11 protein-coding genes are annotated in these 16,790 nt (G+C 73.6%); 5 read left to right on the top strand and 6 right to left on the bottom strand.

What is annotated here, in order from left to right:
- The first annotated feature begins 69 nt into the window (after positions 1-69).
- The 3 genes from V7E45_RS21280 (at position 70) to V7E45_RS21270 (ending at position 5,356) form a co-directional block, all read left to right on the top strand.
- Entirely contained in the window at positions 70-2,214 is a 2,145-nt protein-coding gene (locus tag V7E45_RS21280; protein ID WP_443056119.1) for a galactose-binding domain-containing protein, read from the top strand.
- A 172-nt stretch (positions 2,215-2,386) separates the two neighbouring features.
- Positions 2,387-4,435, top strand: a complete 2,049-nt coding sequence (locus V7E45_RS21275; RefSeq protein ID WP_333775786.1) for a phosphocholine-specific phospholipase C — start codon at positions 2,387-2,389, stop codon at positions 4,433-4,435.
- A 66-nt stretch (positions 4,436-4,501) separates the two neighbouring features.
- Positions 4,502-5,356, top strand: a complete 855-nt coding sequence (locus V7E45_RS21270) for a phospholipid scramblase-related protein (RefSeq protein WP_333775785.1) — start codon at positions 4,502-4,504, stop codon at positions 5,354-5,356.
- 85 nt (positions 5,357-5,441) lie between these two features.
- On the opposite strand, the gene V7E45_RS21265 is transcribed toward V7E45_RS21270, so the two are convergent.
- Both V7E45_RS21265 and V7E45_RS21260 read right to left on the bottom strand, forming a co-directional pair.
- Positions 5,442-6,551, bottom strand: coding sequence for a hypothetical protein (locus tag V7E45_RS21265; protein WP_333775784.1), 1,110 nt, complete (start codon positions 6,549-6,551; stop codon positions 5,442-5,444).
- On the bottom strand, positions 6,548-7,351 hold the full coding sequence (locus V7E45_RS21260; protein WP_333775783.1) for a phosphatase PAP2 family protein: 804 nt from the start codon (positions 7,349-7,351) through the stop codon (positions 6,548-6,550). The genes V7E45_RS21265 and V7E45_RS21260 overlap by 4 nt, the downstream gene beginning before the upstream one ends.
- A 278-nt stretch (positions 7,352-7,629) precedes the next feature.
- On the opposite strand from V7E45_RS21260, the gene V7E45_RS21255 reads away from it, so the two are divergent.
- Complete coding sequence (locus V7E45_RS21255; RefSeq protein ID WP_333775782.1) at positions 7,630-8,244, top strand: TetR/AcrR family transcriptional regulator; 615 nt, start codon at positions 7,630-7,632, stop codon at positions 8,242-8,244.
- 192 nt (positions 8,245-8,436) lie between these two features.
- Here the strand turns inward: V7E45_RS21255 and V7E45_RS21250 are convergent, their stop codons facing one another.
- The 3 genes from V7E45_RS21250 to V7E45_RS21240 all read right to left on the bottom strand — a co-directional run bounded on the left by V7E45_RS21250 (position 8,437) and on the right by V7E45_RS21240 (position 12,148).
- Positions 8,437-9,474: a DUF2510 domain-containing protein gene (locus V7E45_RS21250; RefSeq protein ID WP_333775781.1), complete on the bottom strand. Its 1,038-nt coding sequence runs from the start codon at positions 9,472-9,474 to the stop codon at positions 8,437-8,439.
- A gap of 130 nt (positions 9,475-9,604) precedes the next feature.
- Entirely contained in the window at positions 9,605-10,765 is a 1,161-nt protein-coding gene (locus tag V7E45_RS21245) for an anhydro-N-acetylmuramic acid kinase (RefSeq protein WP_333775780.1), read from the bottom strand.
- Between the two features lie 3 nt (positions 10,766-10,768).
- A complete protein-coding gene (locus tag V7E45_RS21240; protein WP_333775798.1) occupies positions 10,769-12,148 on the bottom strand; it encodes an MFS transporter in 1,380 nt (459 codons plus the stop codon).
- A 408-nt stretch (positions 12,149-12,556) separates the two neighbouring features.
- On the opposite strand from V7E45_RS21240, the gene V7E45_RS21235 reads away from it, so the two are divergent.
- Positions 12,557-15,238: an ATP-binding protein gene (locus tag V7E45_RS21235; RefSeq protein ID WP_333775779.1), complete on the top strand. Its 2,682-nt coding sequence runs from the start codon at positions 12,557-12,559 to the stop codon at positions 15,236-15,238.
- Between the two features lie 403 nt (positions 15,239-15,641).
- On the opposite strand, the gene V7E45_RS21230 is transcribed toward V7E45_RS21235, so the two are convergent.
- The gene (locus V7E45_RS21230) at positions 15,642-16,640 is read right to left on the bottom strand and encodes a DUF3048 domain-containing protein (protein ID WP_333775778.1); all 999 of its coding nucleotides are present in this window, start codon (positions 16,638-16,640) and stop codon (positions 15,642-15,644) included.
- Between the last annotated feature and the right edge of the window lie 150 nt (positions 16,641-16,790).

Below are 16,790 nucleotides of genomic sequence, written 5' to 3'. Positions count from 1 at the left end.
CTGCCCCACGAACCCCCACCGAGAAGGGATCGGCACATGCGCGCCAGCACCCGCAGAAATGTCAGGCGCATGCCAAGCATGGGGGCGGTCGTCGCCCTCGCCGCCGGCATGCTCGTCTCCCTCGCCCCCGCGGCGCACGCCGCCGCGGGCGCCGCGCTGCCCTTCACCTCGGTGGAGGCCGAGTCGGCGACCACCACCGGCACCAGGATCGGACCCGACTACACACAGGGCACCCTCGCCTCCGAGGCGTCCGGGCGGCAGGCCGTACGCCTGGCCTCCGGGCAGCGGGTGGAGTTCACCGTCCCGCGTGCCGCCAACGCCGTGAACCTCTCCTACAGCGTCCCGGACGGGCAGTCCGGCTCACTGAACGTGTACGTCAACGGCACCAGGATCGCCAGGACGCTCCCGGTGACCTCCACGTACTCCTATGTCGACACCGGCTGGATCGCGGGCGCGAAGACCCACCACTTCTTCGACGACGCCCGCCTCCTGCTGGGCCGGGACGTGCGGGCGGGTGACAAGGTCGCCTTCGAGTCCACCGGCACCCAGGTCACCGTGGACGTCGCCGACTTCGAACAGGTCGCGGGTGCCGCCGCCCAGCCCGCCGGCTCGGTGTCCGTCGTCGCCAAGGGCGCCGACCCCGGCGGCAACGGCGACTCCACCCAGGCCTTCCGGGACGCCATCGCGGCGGCCCACGGCTCAGTGGTGTGGATCCCGCCGGGCGACTACAAGCTGACCTCCTCGCTCGGCGGCGTGCGCGACGTGACGCTCCAGGGCGCGGGCAGCTGGTACTCGGTCGTGCACACCTCGCGCTTCATCGACCAGTCCAGCTCCGCCGGCGGCGTGCACATCAAGGACTTCGCGGTCATCGGCGAGGTCACCGAGCGCGTCGACTCCAACCCGGACAACTTCGTCAACGGATCGCTCGGGCCGAACAGTTCGGTGGCGGGCATGTGGATCCAGCACCTCAAGTGCGGTCTCTGGCTGACGGGGAACAACGACAACCTGGTGGTCGAGAACAACCGCATCCTCGACACCACCGCCGACGGCCTGAACCTCAACGGCACCGCCAAGGGCGTCCGGGTCCGCAACAACTTCCTGCGCAACCAGGGCGACGACTCCCTCGCCATGTGGTCGCTGTACGCGCCGGACACCGACTCCAGCTTCGAGAACAACACGATCTCGCAGCCCAACCTCGCCAACGGCATCGCGATCTACGGCGGCACCGACATCACGGTGCGCGACAACCTGATCTCCGACACCAACGCCCTCGGCAGCGGTATCGCCATCTCCAACCAGAAGTTCGCCGACCCCTTCTCCCCGCTCGCCGGCACCATCACGGTCGCCGGCAACACCCTCGTGCGGACCGGCGCGGTCAACCCCAACTGGAACCACCCGATGGGCGCGCTGCGGGTCGACTCCTACGACAGCGCGATCGACGCCACCGTCCACATCACCGACACGACGATCATCGACAGCCCCTACAGCGCCTTCGAGTTCGTCTCCGGCGGCGGCCAGGGGCACGCGGTCCGCAACGTCACCGTCGACGGCGCGACCGTGCGGGGCACCGGCACGGTCGTGGTCCAGGCGGAGGCCCAGGGCGCCGCCACCTTCCGCAACGTCACCGCGAGTTCCGTGGGCGCGGCCGGCGTCTACAACTGCCCCTACCCGGCGAACTCCGGGCCCTTCACCCTCACCGACGGCGGCGGCAACTCCGGCTGGTCCAGCACCTGGTCGGACTGCTCCACCTGGCCCCGGCCGGGCCAGGGCGACCCGGACCCCGACCCCGGCCGCAACCTCGCCAAGGGCCGCCCGGCCACCGCGACCGGCTCCCAGGACGTCTACACGCCCGGCAAGGCGGTGGACGGTGACGCAGGCAGTTACTGGGAGTCGGCGAACAACGCCTTCCCGCAGGCCTGGACGGTCGACCTCGGCTCGTCCTACGCCGTGCGCCGCCTGGTGCTGAAGCTGCCCCCGTCCCCGGCCTGGGGCGCCCGCACCCAGACCGTCACGGTGCTCGGCGGCACCGACGGCTCGAACTACTCCACGGTCGTCGCCTCCCAGGGCTACCGCTTCGACCCGGCCACCGGCAACACGGCCACCGTCTCCCTGCCCGGCGGCACGAACCTGCGGTATCTGCGGCTGAGCGTCAGCGCGAACACCGGGTGGCCGGCGGCCCAGTTCAGCGAGGTGGAGGCGTACCTGGGGAGCTGATCCGCGGGTACGACAGGAGTCCCTCCCCGGCGCGCCGTACCGGCGACTTTCACATGGGCGCCATCGCACCCTTCCCTGACGTTTGCTGCTCTTGGAACACTCGCTGCGCGCAGTTCCCGTCAGCCGGCGGCACCGCGTACGTCAGGAACGCAGGACGAGAGGACCCTCACTCATGCCCGAAGTCAACCGGCGGCGCTTTCTCCAGCTCGCGGGCGCCACGTCGGCGTTCACCGCGCTGTCCAGCAGCATCGAGCGCGCGGCCGCCCTGCCCGCGCACCACCGCACGGGTTCGGTCGAGGACGTCGAGCACATCGTCGTACTGATGCAGGAGAACCGGTCGTTCGACCACTACTTCGGTTCGCTCCGGGGCGTGCGCGGCTTCGGGGACCCGCGGCCGGTGACGCAGAACGGCAGGTCCGTCTGGAAGCAGTCGGACGGCACGAAGGACATCCTGCCCTTCCATCCGGACGCCGACGACCTGGGCCTGGCCTTCATCCAGGACCTGCCGCACGGCTGGAACGACGGGCACGCCGCGTTCAACGGCGGTAAGTACGACAAGTGGGTGCCGGCCAAGTCGGCGACGACGATGGCCTACCTGACCCGGCAGGACATACCGTTCCACTACGCGCTCGCCGACGCCTTCACGGTGTGCGACGCCTACCACTGCTCCTTCATCGGCTCCACCGATCCCAACCGCTACTACATGTGGACGGGCTGCACGGGCAACGACGGCAAGGGCGGCGGCCCGGTCCTCGGCAACGACGAGGCGGGCTACAGCTGGACGACGTACCCCGAGCGGCTGGAGCGGGCCGGGATCTCCTGGAAGATCTACCAGGACGTCGGCGACGGCCTCGACGCGAACGGCGGCTGGGGCTGGATCAACGACGCCTACCGCGGCAACTACGGCGACAACTCGCTGCTGTACTTCGACCAGTACCGCAACGCCCGGCCCGGCGACCCGCTGTACGACAAGGCCCGCACCGGCACCGACGCGCGCAAGGGCGAGGGCTTCTTCGACCGGCTCAGGGCCGACGTGCAGGGCGGCAGGCTGCCCCAGGTGTCCTGGATCGCCGCCCCCGAGGCCTTCACCGAGCACCCCAACTGGCCCGCCAACTACGGTGCCTGGTACATCTCGCAGGTGCTGGACGCGCTCACCTCCGCCCCCGAGGTGTGGGCGAAGACCGCGCTGTTCATCACCTACGACGAGAACGACGGGTTCTTCGACCACGTCGTCCCGCCCTTCCCGCCGGCCTCCGCCGCCCAGGGCAAGTCCACCGTGGACCCGTCACTGGACCTCTTCAAGGGCAGCGCGAGCCACCCCGCGGGCCCCTACGGGCTCGGCCAGCGGGTGCCGATGCTCGTCGTGTCCCCCTGGAGCAAGGGCGGTTACGTCTGCTCCGAGACACTGGACCACACCTCGATCATCCGCTTCGTCGAGCGCCGCTTCGGCGTCCAGGAGCCGAACATCTCGCCCTGGCGCCGGGCGATCTGCGGCGACCTGACGACGGCCTTCGACTTCTCCCGCAAGGACACCGCACCGGTCACGCTGCCGTCCACGGCCGGCTACCAGCCGCCCGACCGCGACCGCCACCCGGACTACGTGCCCACCCCGCCCGCCAACCCCTCGCTCCCCAAGCAGGAACGCGGCAGCCGGCCCACCCGCCCGCTGAGGTACGCACCCGTCGTCGACGGCTCGGCGGACACCTCGGCCGGGAAGTTCACCCTCACCTTCGCCTCCGGGCCGCAGGCGGGCGCGGCCTTCCTCGTCACCTCGAACAACCGCACCGACGGCCCCTGGAGCTACACCACCGAGGCCGGCAAGACCCTCTCCGACACCTGGAACTCCGTCTACTCCGGAGGCTCCTACGACCTCACCGTGCACGGCCCCAACGGCTTCCTGCGCGCCTTCAAGGGCCGCAACAAGGTGAAGGGACCCGAGGTCACCGCCCGGCACGCGGGAGAGGGCCTGGAACTCACAATCATGAACAGGGGTTCCGGCACGGTGACGTTGAAGGTCGCGAGCGGCTACGGCGGCAGTCCGGTCATGGTCACCGTACGGTCCGGGGCCACCGTGAAGCAGACCTTCGGCCTCGCGGCGAGCAGCCGTTGGTACAACCTGACCGTGACCACGGACGCCGACCCGGCCTTCCTGCGCGGCTTCGCCGGCCACGTCGAGAACGGGCTCCCCGGGGTCAGCGACCCCGCCATCGTCACGGGGTGAACGGGCGATGAACACCGCTCCGTACGGACTGGTCAGGTACGGGTCACATCAAGGTAGTGTGCCCCGGTGACCACGCAATCGAACACTCCTGCAGGCTGGTACCCGGATCCGCACGGAGCGGCCCAGACGCTCCGCTACTGGGACGGCGCCCAGTGGACGGAGCACACCAACCCGGCGCAGCAGGGCGCCGGGCAGGTGCCGCAGCAGCAGGCCATGCCGCAGCAGGCCGCCGCCCACATCCCGCAGCAGCAGGGCGCAGACCCCAGGGTGCAGCGCCAGGTGCAGCGGCAGGCGGGTGTCGCGGCCGGCGGGGCCGGTGGCGGCACCCTGTTCACCGAGCCGGTCCTTGTGGTGAACCAGAAGGCCAAGCTCATCGAGCTGACCAACGAGTACAAGGTCATGGACCAGAACGGCCGCGAGCTCGGCGCGGTCACCGAGGTCGGCCAGAGCGCGCTGAAGAAGATCCTGCGCTTCGTCTCCAGCCTCGACCAGTTCATGACCCACAGGTTGGAGATCCGCGACGCCCACGGGCAGCCGCAGCTGGTGCTCACCCGGCCCGCCAAGTTCTTCAAGTCGCGGGTCGTCGTGACCCGGCCGGACGGTTCGCCGGTCGGTGAGATCGTCCAGCAGAACATGATCGGGAAGATCAATTTCGCGATGAACGCGGACGGCCGGCAGGTCGGCGCGATCAAGGCGGAGAACTGGCGGGCCTGGAACTTCGCGATCGTCGACCACGCGGACAACGAGGTCGCCCGGATCACCAAGACCTGGGAAGGCCTCGCGAAGACGCTGTTCACCACGGCGGACAACTACGTGCTGCAGATCCACTACCAGCTGCCCGAGCCGCTGCTGAGCCTGGTGGTGGCGACCGCCCTGACCGTCGACACCGCGCTCAAGCAGGACTCCCGGGGCTGGGGCTGACCGGCCCGGTACCCCGACGGGACGACGGCCGACGGCGGCCGGCACGCGCACGAGCGCGTACCGGCCGCCGTCGCCGTGTCCTGGGTCAGAGCGAGGTGAGGTGCCCGGGCTGCTCCGGCTGCCGCGGTATCAGCGCCGGTTCGGCGGTGGCCGTACGCGGCTCCAGCGCGAGCACGGCGGCCACGGGGTGGGCGTCGTCCGGGTGGGCGTCGTCCCGTACCGCCCCGGCGAGGACGTCGTCCCGCGCGGTCACGGGCGGGGTGCCGTCCCGCGCGGCCATGCGACGGGCGCTGCCCCCAGCTGTCATGGGCCGGGCGCCGCCTTGTGCGGTGACGGGCTGGGGGCCGCCCTGGTCGAGGCCGTCGCGCGCCGGTCCCGGGGCGGTCCGGGTGAGCAGGACCACGCCCCAGGCGGCCAGGCCCGCGCCGGCCAGGGCCAGCAGGATGCCGCCGGTCCCGCCCCGCAGGCCCTGGCCGAGCAGGGTGAGTCCGATCACCGCGGCGGCCACCGGGTTGGTCAGCGTGACCACCGCCAGCGGGGCCCCGAGGCCGCCGCGGTAGGCCGTCTGCGACAGCAGCAGCCCACCGGTGGCGAACCCGGCGACGAGCAGGGCGACCAGGGCCACCTCGACACCCGGCAACGTGCCCGTGCGGTCCGTGGCCGCCACCGTCACCGTCTGGGTGAGCGCGGAGGCGACCCCCGAGGCGAAGCCGGAGGCCGTCGCGTGCCGCAGCCCCGGGCGGGCACCGGGCCGGGACAGCATGCCGATCAGCGCCGCGGTCGTACCGGCGACCGCCAGCGCCTCGGTCAGGGTCAGCGTCCGCTCGGGCGCCGGCCCCGACGCCGTCACCAGCAGCGCCGCGAGCCCCAGCAGGGTGAGCGCCGTACCGCGCCACTCCGGCACGCTGACCCGGCGGCCCGCCGCCCGCGCCCCGAGCGGCACGGCCGCCACCAGGGTCAGCGCGCCGAGCGGCTGGACGACGGTGAGCGGGCCGTACTCGAGGGCGACGACGTGCAGCAGCGCGGCGGCCGCGTTCAGGCCGACCGCCGACCACCAGGCGCCGGTGCCCAGCAGCCGCAGCAGGCCCGTCCCGGCGGCGCGGGAGGCCAGGCGCTCCTGGGCGACGGCGGCCAGGGCGTAGGCGACGGCCGAGACCAGCGACAGGCCGACGGCGATCAGGGCGGCGGCGCTCATCGGGCCGCTCCCGCGAGGACGGCTTCCTGTGGCGCGCGCGGTCGGGCGCCGCGTCCCGCCACCGTGACCGGCGTGCGCGCCGGCGGGTGGACCACCGCGAGCGCGACGCCGAGCAGGACGATGGCCGCGATGGCGTCCAGCCAGTAGTGGTTCGCCGTGCCGACTATCACCAGCAGGGTGACCAGCGGGTGCAGCAGCCACAGCCACCGCCACCGCGACCTGGTGGCGGCGATCAGGCCGATCCCGACCATCAGGGCCCAGCCGAAGTGCAGCGAGGGCATCGCCGCGAACTGGTTGGAGAGGTGGTCGCCGGCCGGCGGGCCGTAGACGGACGGGCCGTAGAGCCGGCCGGTGTCCACCAGACCGGTGCCCGTCACCATGCGCGGCGGGGCCAGCGGGAAGGTGAACGGCAGCACCAGCGCGGCGGCGGTCACCGCGGCCAGCACCCGGCGCGCCCACACGTAGTGCGCGGGACGCCGCAGGTACGTCCAGACCAGGAAGGCCAGGGTGGCCGGGAAGTGCACGGCCGCGTAGTAGGTGTTCGCCAGGTGGACGAGGGTGTCGCCGTGCAGCAGTGCGGACTGCACGGCGGTCTCGTCGGGGAGGTGCACGGCCCGTTCGAGTCCCCACACGCGGTGGGCGTCCCGGAAGGCTTCCGCGGTGTGGCCCACGGCCAGCCGCCGCCCGAGTTTGTAGACGAGGAACAGCCCCGCGACGAGCAGGAACTCACGGAGGAGCGGCGGGCGCGCTGTCGCTGGCGCGTCCGGCTCCGCTTCTGCAGGCTCGGTTCGGGCGTTCATCCCCCGGCCCCTTCGCTGACGGTCGTGCGGGTGGTGGTGCGTGGTGGTGCGTGGTGGCGCTGTGGTGTGTCCTGTGGGTCCCGGTGCGGGCCCCGAGGCATCGATACGTTCACGTACCGATACGCCAGTGTACCGATACGGGAGTGTACCGATACGCTGGAGTACCGGTACACTTGCGTATCGATTGGATTGCGACACACTGGAGACAGCGTTCCGGGCCGACCTTCGACGGATCTTTCTTCCGTGAGGGGCCGGGCACGAGTGAGGAGAGGCAGCGCATGACGTCGCAGGCAGCGGACGAACCGGAGACGGTCGCCGCCTCGCGCCGCTCCAAGATCACGCCTGAGCGTGAGCGGGAGTTCTTCGACGCCGTGCTGGAGCAGATCCGCGAGTGCGGCTACGACTCCGTGACCATGGAAGGCGTCGCCGCCACCACCCGGTGCAGCAAGTCCACGCTCTACCGGCAGTGGAGGACCAAGCCCCAGTTCGTCGCCGCCGCGCTGCGCGCCAACCGCAAGGTGCGCTTCGCCGGCATCGACACCGGCTCGCTCGCCGAGGACCTGCGGCAGGCCGCGCGGGCCGCGGGCGACTGGTCCAAGAAGGACGCACGGCTCATGCAGGCGCTGGGACACGCGGTAACGGCCGACCAGGAACTGGCGCAGGCGCTGCGCGAGGCGCTGGTGCTGCCCGAGATCGCCGCGCTCCAGGCGATGCTGGAGCGGGGCGTGGAGCGCGGCGAGGTGCCCGCGGGCCATCCCGCGCTGGAGCACATCCCCGCCATGATGTTCGGCGTCCTGCGGGTGCGGCCGGTCCTGAGCGGCCAGTACGCCGACGCCGACTACCTGGTCCGGTTCGTGGAGGCCACCGTGCTGCCCGCGCTGGGCCTGACCTGAAGACCCAGGCCGCCGTTCACGGGATGACTGAACGGTGACCTGTCCGCGCCGCACCGTGGGGACGGGGGCGGCGCACACCCCCCCGGCCGGGTGGGACTCCTCTTGAGCGGAGAGGGGTCCCACCCGGCCGACACTCGTCCCGGACGTTCCGGCCGCCTCAGGCGTGAGGCCGTCCCGGACGCTCCGTCCGGCTCAGACGTTCTGGCCGTCGCCGCCGCCCGACGAGACCTTGATGCCCTTCACGATCTCGTCGATGACGGACACCTTCTGGCCGACGTCCAGGCCGAAGCGGACCACGACCAGCTGCTTGGCGTCGTTGGGCGAGGGGAAGGCGACCGACTCGACATAGCCGTCGGCGCCCTTGCTGGTGACCGCCTTCCAGCGCACCAGGTAGCCCTTCTGTCCGGCCACCGTCACCGCCTTCGAGGCCAGCACCTCGTGCGAGGTGATGCTGCCGTAGCTGCTGCCGCCGTAGGACTCCTTGGCGTTGGCCGCGATGTCCGCCTTGGCCACCGCCTCGGCCGTGTCGCCCTTCGTGCCGAGGACGACGGCGGGCGCGCTGTAGGCGCCGCCCGCGGTGCACGTCTGGGCGCTGTTGCCGGGGCACTTGTAGGAGTCGTCGGAGGACACCTGCGCACCGACGCGCATCGCCTGGCCGGTCCAGCCGTCCGGCACGGGCAGGCTGATCCCGTTCGCCGGATCGGGCACCGTGCCGCCCCCCTTCACCTTGGGCGCCGCGGACTGTCCGGGCGACGGCGACTCGCCCGGCCCGCCCGGTCCGCCGGACCCGCCGTCCGGCCCGCCCGGGCCGCCGTTCTGACCGCCGGGCCCCTGCTGCGAAGAACCCGCGCGGTCGCCGTCGTCGTGCCCGCCGTCGCCGGAGAGGGCGGCCACACCGACGCCGATGCAGGTCAGGACCGCGACCGCCGCCGCCACGGCTATCCCGGTGCGCAAGCCCCGCCGGGGCGCGGCCGGGGGATGGGCGGGATAGGCCGCATAGCCCTGGTAACCCTGCTGGTACCCCGGGTGGCCCGGCTGGGCCTGGTACGCCGGGGGAGCCGGTGGTGCGCCGCCGGCCGTCGGCTGCGGCGGGGGACCCCACATGGCGGCCGTCCCGGCGGGGCGGGTCTGGTCCGTCCAGGCCTTGCCGTCCCACCAGCGCTCGGTGGGCGGACCGTCATTCGTCTGCCCGGGATCGGGGTACCACCCGGGAGGAGTCACCTGCGTCATGCCCCCACCGTATGAGGCGTCGGTGAAAGCGGTATGAGAAGGCCCGGAGCGGGGCGTCGCGAATCCCGCTTAACGGGCATTCCGGCGACGTTTTCCGTCACCGGTCTCCGCGCAGGGAGCTCGGCCTCCCTCAGCCCTCCTCCGTGACCACCACCAGCCTTCGCGGTACGCCGACCGCCCCCCGGGGCGCGGGCAGGCCGTCCCGGCCCGGGGTCACCGAGCCGAGCACGCTCGGGTGGCGGGCGCCCGTGGCCCGTGGGTCGGTGCCGGGCAGGCCGTGGGCGGTGAGGAAGCCGAGGACCGCGAAGGCGTACGCCTCCTTGGCGGCCGCGGGCAGGCCCAGTTCGTCCGAGGTTCGCAACCTCGCCGGCGAGAGCAGCCGCCGCAGCTCGGACATGAGCACCGGGTTGCGGGTGCCGCCGCCCGAGGCGACCACCTCCGTGGCGCCCGCCGACCGCACCGCGTCCGCGACCGTACGGGCCGTCAGCACGGTGAGCGTCGCCAGCGCGTCCTGCGCCGCCAGGCCGTCCACCCCGGCCGCCCGCAGGTACCCGGGGTGGAACAGCTCCTTGCCGGTCGTCTTGGGGGGCCGCAGCGCGTAGTACGGCTCCGCGAGCAGCCGGTCGAGCAGCGGCCGGTGCGGCCTGCCCCGCGCGGCCAGCTCCCCGCCCGCGTCGTAGGCCAGCCGGCCGCCGCTGTACTCGCGGGCCGCCGCGTCGAGCAGCGCACAGCCCGGACCCGTGTCGAAGGCGGTGCCGTCCGGGGCGGTCAGATTGGCGATGCCGCCGATGTTCAGCGCGACCGGCGTGCCCGGTCTGCCCCGCAGCCACAACAGGTCCACGAGGCTGACCAGCGGTGCGCCCTGGCCGCCGGCCGCGACGTCCCGGGCGCGGAAGTCGGAGACCACCGGCAGTCCGGTCGCCTCGGCGATCCACGCGGGCTGCCCCAGCTGGAGCGTGCCGTGCACCCGGCCGCCGTCGGCCCAGTGGTAGACGGTCTGGCCGTGCGAGGCCACCAACTCGGATCTTCCGTCGCACAGTTCGCGGTCGGCCCGGCTCGCGGCGGCGGCGAACGCCTGCCCGATCCGGGTGTCGAGGCGGCACACCTCGGCGAGCGGGACACAGGCCGGCGGCAGCGCCGCCGCGAGCGCCTCGCGCAGCTCCTCGTCGTACGGTGCGCTCACCATGCCCAGCGGCCGCAGCACCAGCGTGTCGCCGTCCAGCCGCAGATCCGCGGCCGCCGCGTCGACCGCGTCGTACGACGTCCCCGACATCAGCCCGATCACCCGCACCGGTCAGACCTCCCGTTCCGTACATGTCCCGTCACCGGGCCTCTGGTCTTCCCGCCGCTCGTCACCGGGCCCCTCGGCACGAGGACCTCCCGGTGCGTGGCGTTCCGTCCCCGCCCCTCGCGCAAGCACCAGCGCGCTGGCCGCGCACGCCGCCGCCGCGTAGTAGGCGGGCACGTCCGGGTTCCCGGTCCGCCGTACGACCTCCGTGATGACCAGCCCCGCGCATCCGGAGAACACCGCGTTCGACAGGGAGTAGGCGAGCCCCAGCCCCGTCCAGCGCACCCGCGCCGGGAACATCTCGGCGAGCAGCGCGGGCCCGGGGCCCGCCATCAGCCCGACCACCGCGCCCGCGGCGGCCGTGGCCGCGGCCTTCATCGGGGCCGACGTCCCGTCGTCCTGGAGGAGGTGGAACAGCGGGACCGCCAGAGCGGCCACCAGCAGTGCCCCCGTGAGCATCACGGGCCGCCGGCCGACCCGGTCGCTGAGCAGGCCCGCCGGGAGGATCGCCGCGGCGAAGCCGACGTCGGCCGGCACGGTGGCCAGCAGCGCCTGCCGGACGTCCGCGTGCAGCGCGACCTGCAGATACGAGGGGAGGACGACCAGGAACGTGTATCCGGCCGCCGACCATCCCAGCACCCGCCCGGCGGCGGTCAGCACCACCCGCGCGACGGCTCCCGCGTCGCCCGGCGGGCCGCCGGGCAGGGCGTCCGGGACCCGCGTGAGGGCTCCCGCGCCGTCCGGCGGGCCGCCGGTCAGGCCGTCCCCGGGGCGGGGCGTGTCCTCCAGGCCCACCCGCAACCACAGCGCCACCAGACCGAGCGGCAGCGCCAGCAGGAACGGCAACCGCCAGCCCCAGTCGTCCAGTTGCGCCGGCGTGAGCAGGGTGACCGTCGCCGTCGCGACTCCCGCCCCGGCCAGCAGGCCCAGCGCGACCGTGAACGACTGCCACGCGCCGTACAGCCCGCGCCGGCCGGGCGGGGCGGACTCCGTCATCAGCGCGACCGCGCCGCCGAACTCGCCACCCGCCGACAGCCCCTGGAACACCCTCAGCACGGTCAGCAGCCAGGGCGCCGCCGCACCCGCCGTGGCGTAGGTGGGCAGCATGCCGATCAGCGCGGTCGAGGCCGTCATCAGCGCGATCACGCCGATCAGCACCGGCCGCCGCCCGACCCGGTCGCCCAGCGCGCCGAACAGGGCCGCCCCGAGCGGCCGGAAGAAGAACGCCAGCGCGAACGCGGCGTACGTGCGCACCAGTGCCTCCGGCGCGCCGCCGCCCGCCGGGGTGAAGAACCGGTCGGCCAGCACGGTGGCCAGGAAGCCGTAGACGCCGAACTCGTACCACTCGACGAGATTGCCCACCGAGCCCGCCGCCACCGCCCGCACGGCCCGCGCCCGCGCACGTGAGCCGGCACCCTCGCGCGCAGCCCGGCCCTCGGCGTACCCCGGATGCCCGGCGCTCTCCGCGTGCCTGGTGCTCTCCACGTGCTCTGCGTTCTCCGCGTGCCCGGCGCTCTCCGCGCCCACCGCGCCCACCGCGCGTTGTGTGTGCTGTGCGTTCCGCGCGCCCCGTGCGTCCTCCGTGGTCCCCGCGTGTTCGGAAATCGCTCTCGCTCCCACTCTGTTGACGGTTCGTCGCTTCCGTACCGGCTGGTCGGGCGGCGAGCGCGTCGCCTCGCCGCGCGCTCTTTCACCCGGCGGGGCAACACCTGTCCCGACCAGCCACCACACATCCCACCGGACGGCTACGCTCGTGGTCTGTACGTCATTCGGGCGACCTGGGGAGGTAACGGGATGACGGAGGGACGGCCGTCGACGGCCGGCTCGGCTTCCCTGTGGGAGCGGGACGCCGAGATCGCCACCGTCACCGCGGCGCTCGACGGCCTGTGCGCCGACCGGACGTCCGCGGGGAACCTGCTGGTCTTCCGGGGCGAGGCCGGGCTCGGCAAGACCGCGCTGCTGGCCGAGACCCGCCGTATCGCCGAGCGCCGCGGCTGCGCCGTGTGGTCGGCGCGCGGCGGCGAGACCCTGAGGTCCGTCCCGTTCAACGTCGTACGCCAGTTGCTGCAGCCGGCGCTCATGTCCCTGCTGCCCGAGGAGGCCCGCGAGTACCTCGGCGACTGGTACGACATCGCCGGACCCGCCCTCGGCATAGTGGACCCCGGGGAGGGCAGCGTCGACCCGCAGTACGTGTGCGACGGACTCGTCGCCGCCGTGCGCCGGCTCGCCCGCCGCGAATGGCCGCTGGTCCTGCTCGTCGACGACGCGCACTGGGCGGACCAGGAGACCCTGCGCTGGCTCGCCGCGTTCGCCGAACGCCTCGACGACCTGCCCGTGCTGGTCGTGGTCGCCCGGCGCCCCGCCGAGGTGAACGGCGAGAGCGCACGCCTCCTGGAGGCGGTGGCCGGGGCGGCCGGCCGCCCCGTCAGCAACCTCAGCGCACTCACCCCGGACGCCACCGCCGGACTCACCCGCGCCACCGTCGGCCGGCAGGCCGACGACCCGTTCTGCCGCGAGGTCTGGGCCGTCACCGGCGGCAACCCGTACGACACCGTCGAACTCCTCGCCAAGGTGCAGGACAGCGAGCTCCAGCCGGTCGAGGCCAGGGCCGCCGAACTGCGCGCCCTGAACCGCTCCGCCCGCGGCGGCGGACTCGTCGACCGGCTCAAGGGCCTGGGCATCGAGGCCACCCGGTTCGCGTGGGCGGCCGCCATCCTCGGCACCGGCATCTCCGTCGACATCGTCGCCCGGCTCGCCAGCATGCCCGCCACCACCGCCGAGCGCAGCGCCGAACTGCTGTGCACCGCCCGTATCCTCACCGAGCCCGACCCGGCCGTCGGCGAGGCGGACGCAGGCGACCTGGAGTTCGTCCACCCGCTGATCGCCTCCGCCGTCTACGACTCGATCCCGCCCGGCGTCTGCACCGCCATGCACGGCATCGCCGCCCAGATCGTCACCGAGACCGGGCGCGGCGCCGCCGAGGCGTCCCGGCACCTGCTGAAGGTGCACCCGGACGACGACGAGGAACTCGTCGAGCAGCTGCGCGAGGCGGCCCGCGAACACCTCGCCGTCGGCGCGCCGGACGCGGCCCGCCGCTGCCTGGAGCGCGCCCTGCGCGAGCCGCCCCGGCCCGAGGTGCACGCCCGGGTGCTCTACGAACTCGGCCGGGCCACCCTGCTGACCGCGCCCGCCGTCACCGTCGAGCACCTGCAGAACGCGCTCGCCATCTCCGGCCTCAGCGCCGACGAGCGGGTCGACGCCGTGGTCCGGCTGTCCCAGGCGCTGATCCACAACGACCAGCTGGAGGAGGCCGTCCGCACCGTCGAGGCCGAGGCCGCCCGGCACGCGACGGGCCCGGTCAAGCTGCGGCTGCAGGCCGTGCAGTTCATGTGGGAGGGCATCCACGGCGAGACCGTCTCCCCGGAACGCTCCCGGCGCCTCGCCGAGCTCGCCGCCACCTGCACCGGCCGGGACAACTCCGAGCGTGCGCTGCTGATCCTGCGCGGCTTCGACGCCATGACCCACGGCGAGAGCGCCGAGGAGATCCTCCAGCTGTGCGACCGCGCCCTCGTCAACGGGCGGCTCGCGCCCGGCCTCGGCTGGACCGACGGCGAGTGGGGCATCGAACTGCTGATGATGCTCGGCAGCGCCTACACCTACGCCGACCGGCTCGACCGCGCCGAGAGCCTCTTCGCCGAGGCCCTGCGCGCCTACACCGGTGCCGGCTGGCGCGGCGGCCACCTCTCCCTGGCCAACGCCTTCCTCGGCCTCGCCTACCGCCGACAGGGCCGGCTCAAGGACGCCGAGTCCACCCTGCGCGAGGCACTGGCCCTGGCCGAGCGGGTCGGCCGCGGACTGCCCCTGTACTGGTCGGCGACCTGCGGCCTCGTCGACACCCTGCTGGCCCGCGGCCAGACCAGCGAGGCCTGGTCGATAGCCGAGCAGTACGGGTTCGCCCCGCCCTACCCGTCCACCATCGTGCTCCCCGACATCCGCTCGGTGCGCGGGCGGCTGCTGATCGCGGTCGGCCGTACCGGGGAGGGCATCAACGAGCTGGAGGCAGCCGAGAAGACCGCCGTCTCCCGCGGCGGCCACAACCCCGTCCTCTCGCCCTGGTCCATCGACCTGGCCAAGGCCCTCGCGGGCCAGGACCCGGCCCGGGCGGCCCGACTCGCCGCCGACGCCCGGCGGCAGGCCGAGCGGTTCGGCACGGACACCGCCATCGGCGAGGCCCTGCGCTGCGCGGCCGCCCTGGAGACCGGCCAGCGCGCGGTCGGCCTGGCCGCCCAGGCCGTCGCCTACCTGGAGGCCTCGCCCTGCCAGTACGAGCACGCGGCGGCCCGCGTCGAGTACGGCATCGCCACGCGCTCCACGACCGAGCTCAACCGCGGCCTGGCGCTGGCCCGTTCGTGCGGCGCGGACGGGCTCGCGGCAAAGGCGCGCGAGGTGCTGGAGACGGGGCGGGGACTACACTAGAGCGGACGGCCGCGGCGCACCCGAGGGCGGGGCACCCGAACCCGGTGTGCCCGGACACGGCACCCGAAGACGCCGCGCGGCGGCCGCCCGACGTCGTCCACGACTACCGTTCGTCCCCCTCGACGAGCACCCGCTGGGCCGTGGCGAACGCAACCAGGTCTTCCTCGCTCCGCTCTCCGCCGACGAGCAGGCGCTCTTCTTCGACCTGATCCGCCGGGTCGCCGACGCCGCCGAGGACCTGCGCAACCCCGCCGAGCCGTCGGCGGCCGTGACGGAGGACCCGCGCAACCCGGCCGGGTGGGCGGAGGGCGTGCCGGAGGGCCCGCGCAACCCGGCCGGCCGGGCCGGCGGCGGCCGGGCGGGAGGGCTGAAGCGGGGCTCCGGGGGCCTGGAGCGTGCCGCGTCAGGAAGGTGCCGCCGCGAACACCACCCACACCTGGCCGTCGGCGAAGTCCATCCGGCCGCCGTCCGGCGCCGTGAACGTCGTACCGTCCGTCGCGCCCGGCCGGGACCAGGTGGCGTCGAAGGACCGCCCGTCCCGCAGGACCACGGCCTTTCCGGAGCCGACCGTCTCGGTGTACGGCGTGTGGTTGCCGAGCACGTCGTGATACCGGGACGAGCGGACCTTCACGTACTGCACGACGACCGTCGGCGGCGCCAGCCGCCGTCCACCGGTGGTCACCGTGGGCGTGCCGTCCATCGAGACCTGCCAGCCGCCCTGCCGCGCGGACCAGGTGAAGGTGAACCGGGCCGCGGGGTAGCGCACGGTCCGCGAGGACTCGGGCCTGCCCCCGGTGGGAGCGGGGCCGTAGCGGAAGCCCGTGGTCAGCGCGCCCCTGCCGGGAGCGGAGCGCAGGAGCCGGTCGGGGCGCAGGTACAGGTTGTGCGGCGCGGCCCGGCCGGTGCCCCGGTAGTAGGCGGCGCCCGCCTCGTCCGGCGACTCGGCCCGCAGCGGAGCCCGGTGGATCAGCGGCAGCAACTTGCGCTGGGCCCCCGAGAAGGCCAGCGTCGGTTCGTCGAACTGGCGCAACAGTTCGAGGTCGGACTCGCGGGCGCTGCGCACCGGCCCGACCGACTTCGGCAGCCGGGTGGCGTACACCGCCATCAACCGGCTCAGACCGCCCTCGACCTGCTCCGCGTACACGACGTCCGCCGCGTCCAGCCCCGTCTGCGGGCGGGCCGCCGGGACGTTGTCGATCTTCACGGCGAGCGGGGAACCGGATGCGGCCGAGCCGGACGGCGACGGCGACGACGGCTGCGTGGAGGCCGCGGTCCGGTGCGGCGCGCGGGCGTCGTCGGGCGGGCCGTGCCGGGAGCAGCCCGTCGCCGGTGAAAGCGTCACCAGGGCGGCGGCAAGTACCGCCACCGGCGCGATTCTTCGGGGACGCGCCCCGTGTCCCATGCCCACCGTTGTCACCCCGTTCGTATCTGTCGATTGTGTGCTCGTCGGGTCGTCTTAGGCCATACTTCGTCGGCCTTACCCGTTCGGCGCCGATCGCGCGCGCCCAGTGAGCCGAACGGGCTGCGGCCCGGGGGCTGCGGGGCGGGGGAG

It is taken from the genome of Streptomyces sp. IBSBF 3136, assembly GCF_036815105.1.
In the GTDB taxonomy this organism is placed as follows: domain Bacteria; phylum Actinomycetota; class Actinomycetes; order Streptomycetales; family Streptomycetaceae; genus Streptomyces.
The sequence above is the reverse complement of the archived record's forward strand: the minus strand, read 5'-3'. Positions and strand labels throughout refer to the sequence as shown.

Bases quoted from the DNA above. Each gene is read 5' to 3' on its own strand.
- V7E45_RS21230 (WP_333775778.1), bottom strand. From the start codon at position 16,640: ATGGGACACGGGGCGCGTCCCCGAAGAATCGCGCCGGTGGCGGTACTT.
- V7E45_RS21280 (WP_443056119.1), top strand. From the start codon at position 70: ATGCCAAGCATGGGGGCGGTCGTCGCCCTCGCCGCCGGCATGCTCGTC.
- V7E45_RS21235 (WP_333775779.1), top strand. From the start codon at position 12,557: ATGACGGAGGGACGGCCGTCGACGGCCGGCTCGGCTTCCCTGTGGGAG.
- V7E45_RS21275 (WP_333775786.1), top strand. From the start codon at position 2,387: ATGCCCGAAGTCAACCGGCGGCGCTTTCTCCAGCTCGCGGGCGCCACG.
- V7E45_RS21250 (WP_333775781.1), bottom strand. From the start codon at position 9,474: ATGACGCAGGTGACTCCTCCCGGGTGGTACCCCGATCCCGGGCAGACG.
- V7E45_RS21265 (WP_333775784.1), bottom strand. From the start codon at position 6,551: ATGAGCGCCGCCGCCCTGATCGCCGTCGGCCTGTCGCTGGTCTCGGCC.
- V7E45_RS21260 (WP_333775783.1), bottom strand. From the start codon at position 7,351: ATGAACGCCCGAACCGAGCCTGCAGAAGCGGAGCCGGACGCGCCAGCG.
- V7E45_RS21255 (WP_333775782.1), top strand. From the start codon at position 7,630: ATGACGTCGCAGGCAGCGGACGAACCGGAGACGGTCGCCGCCTCGCGC.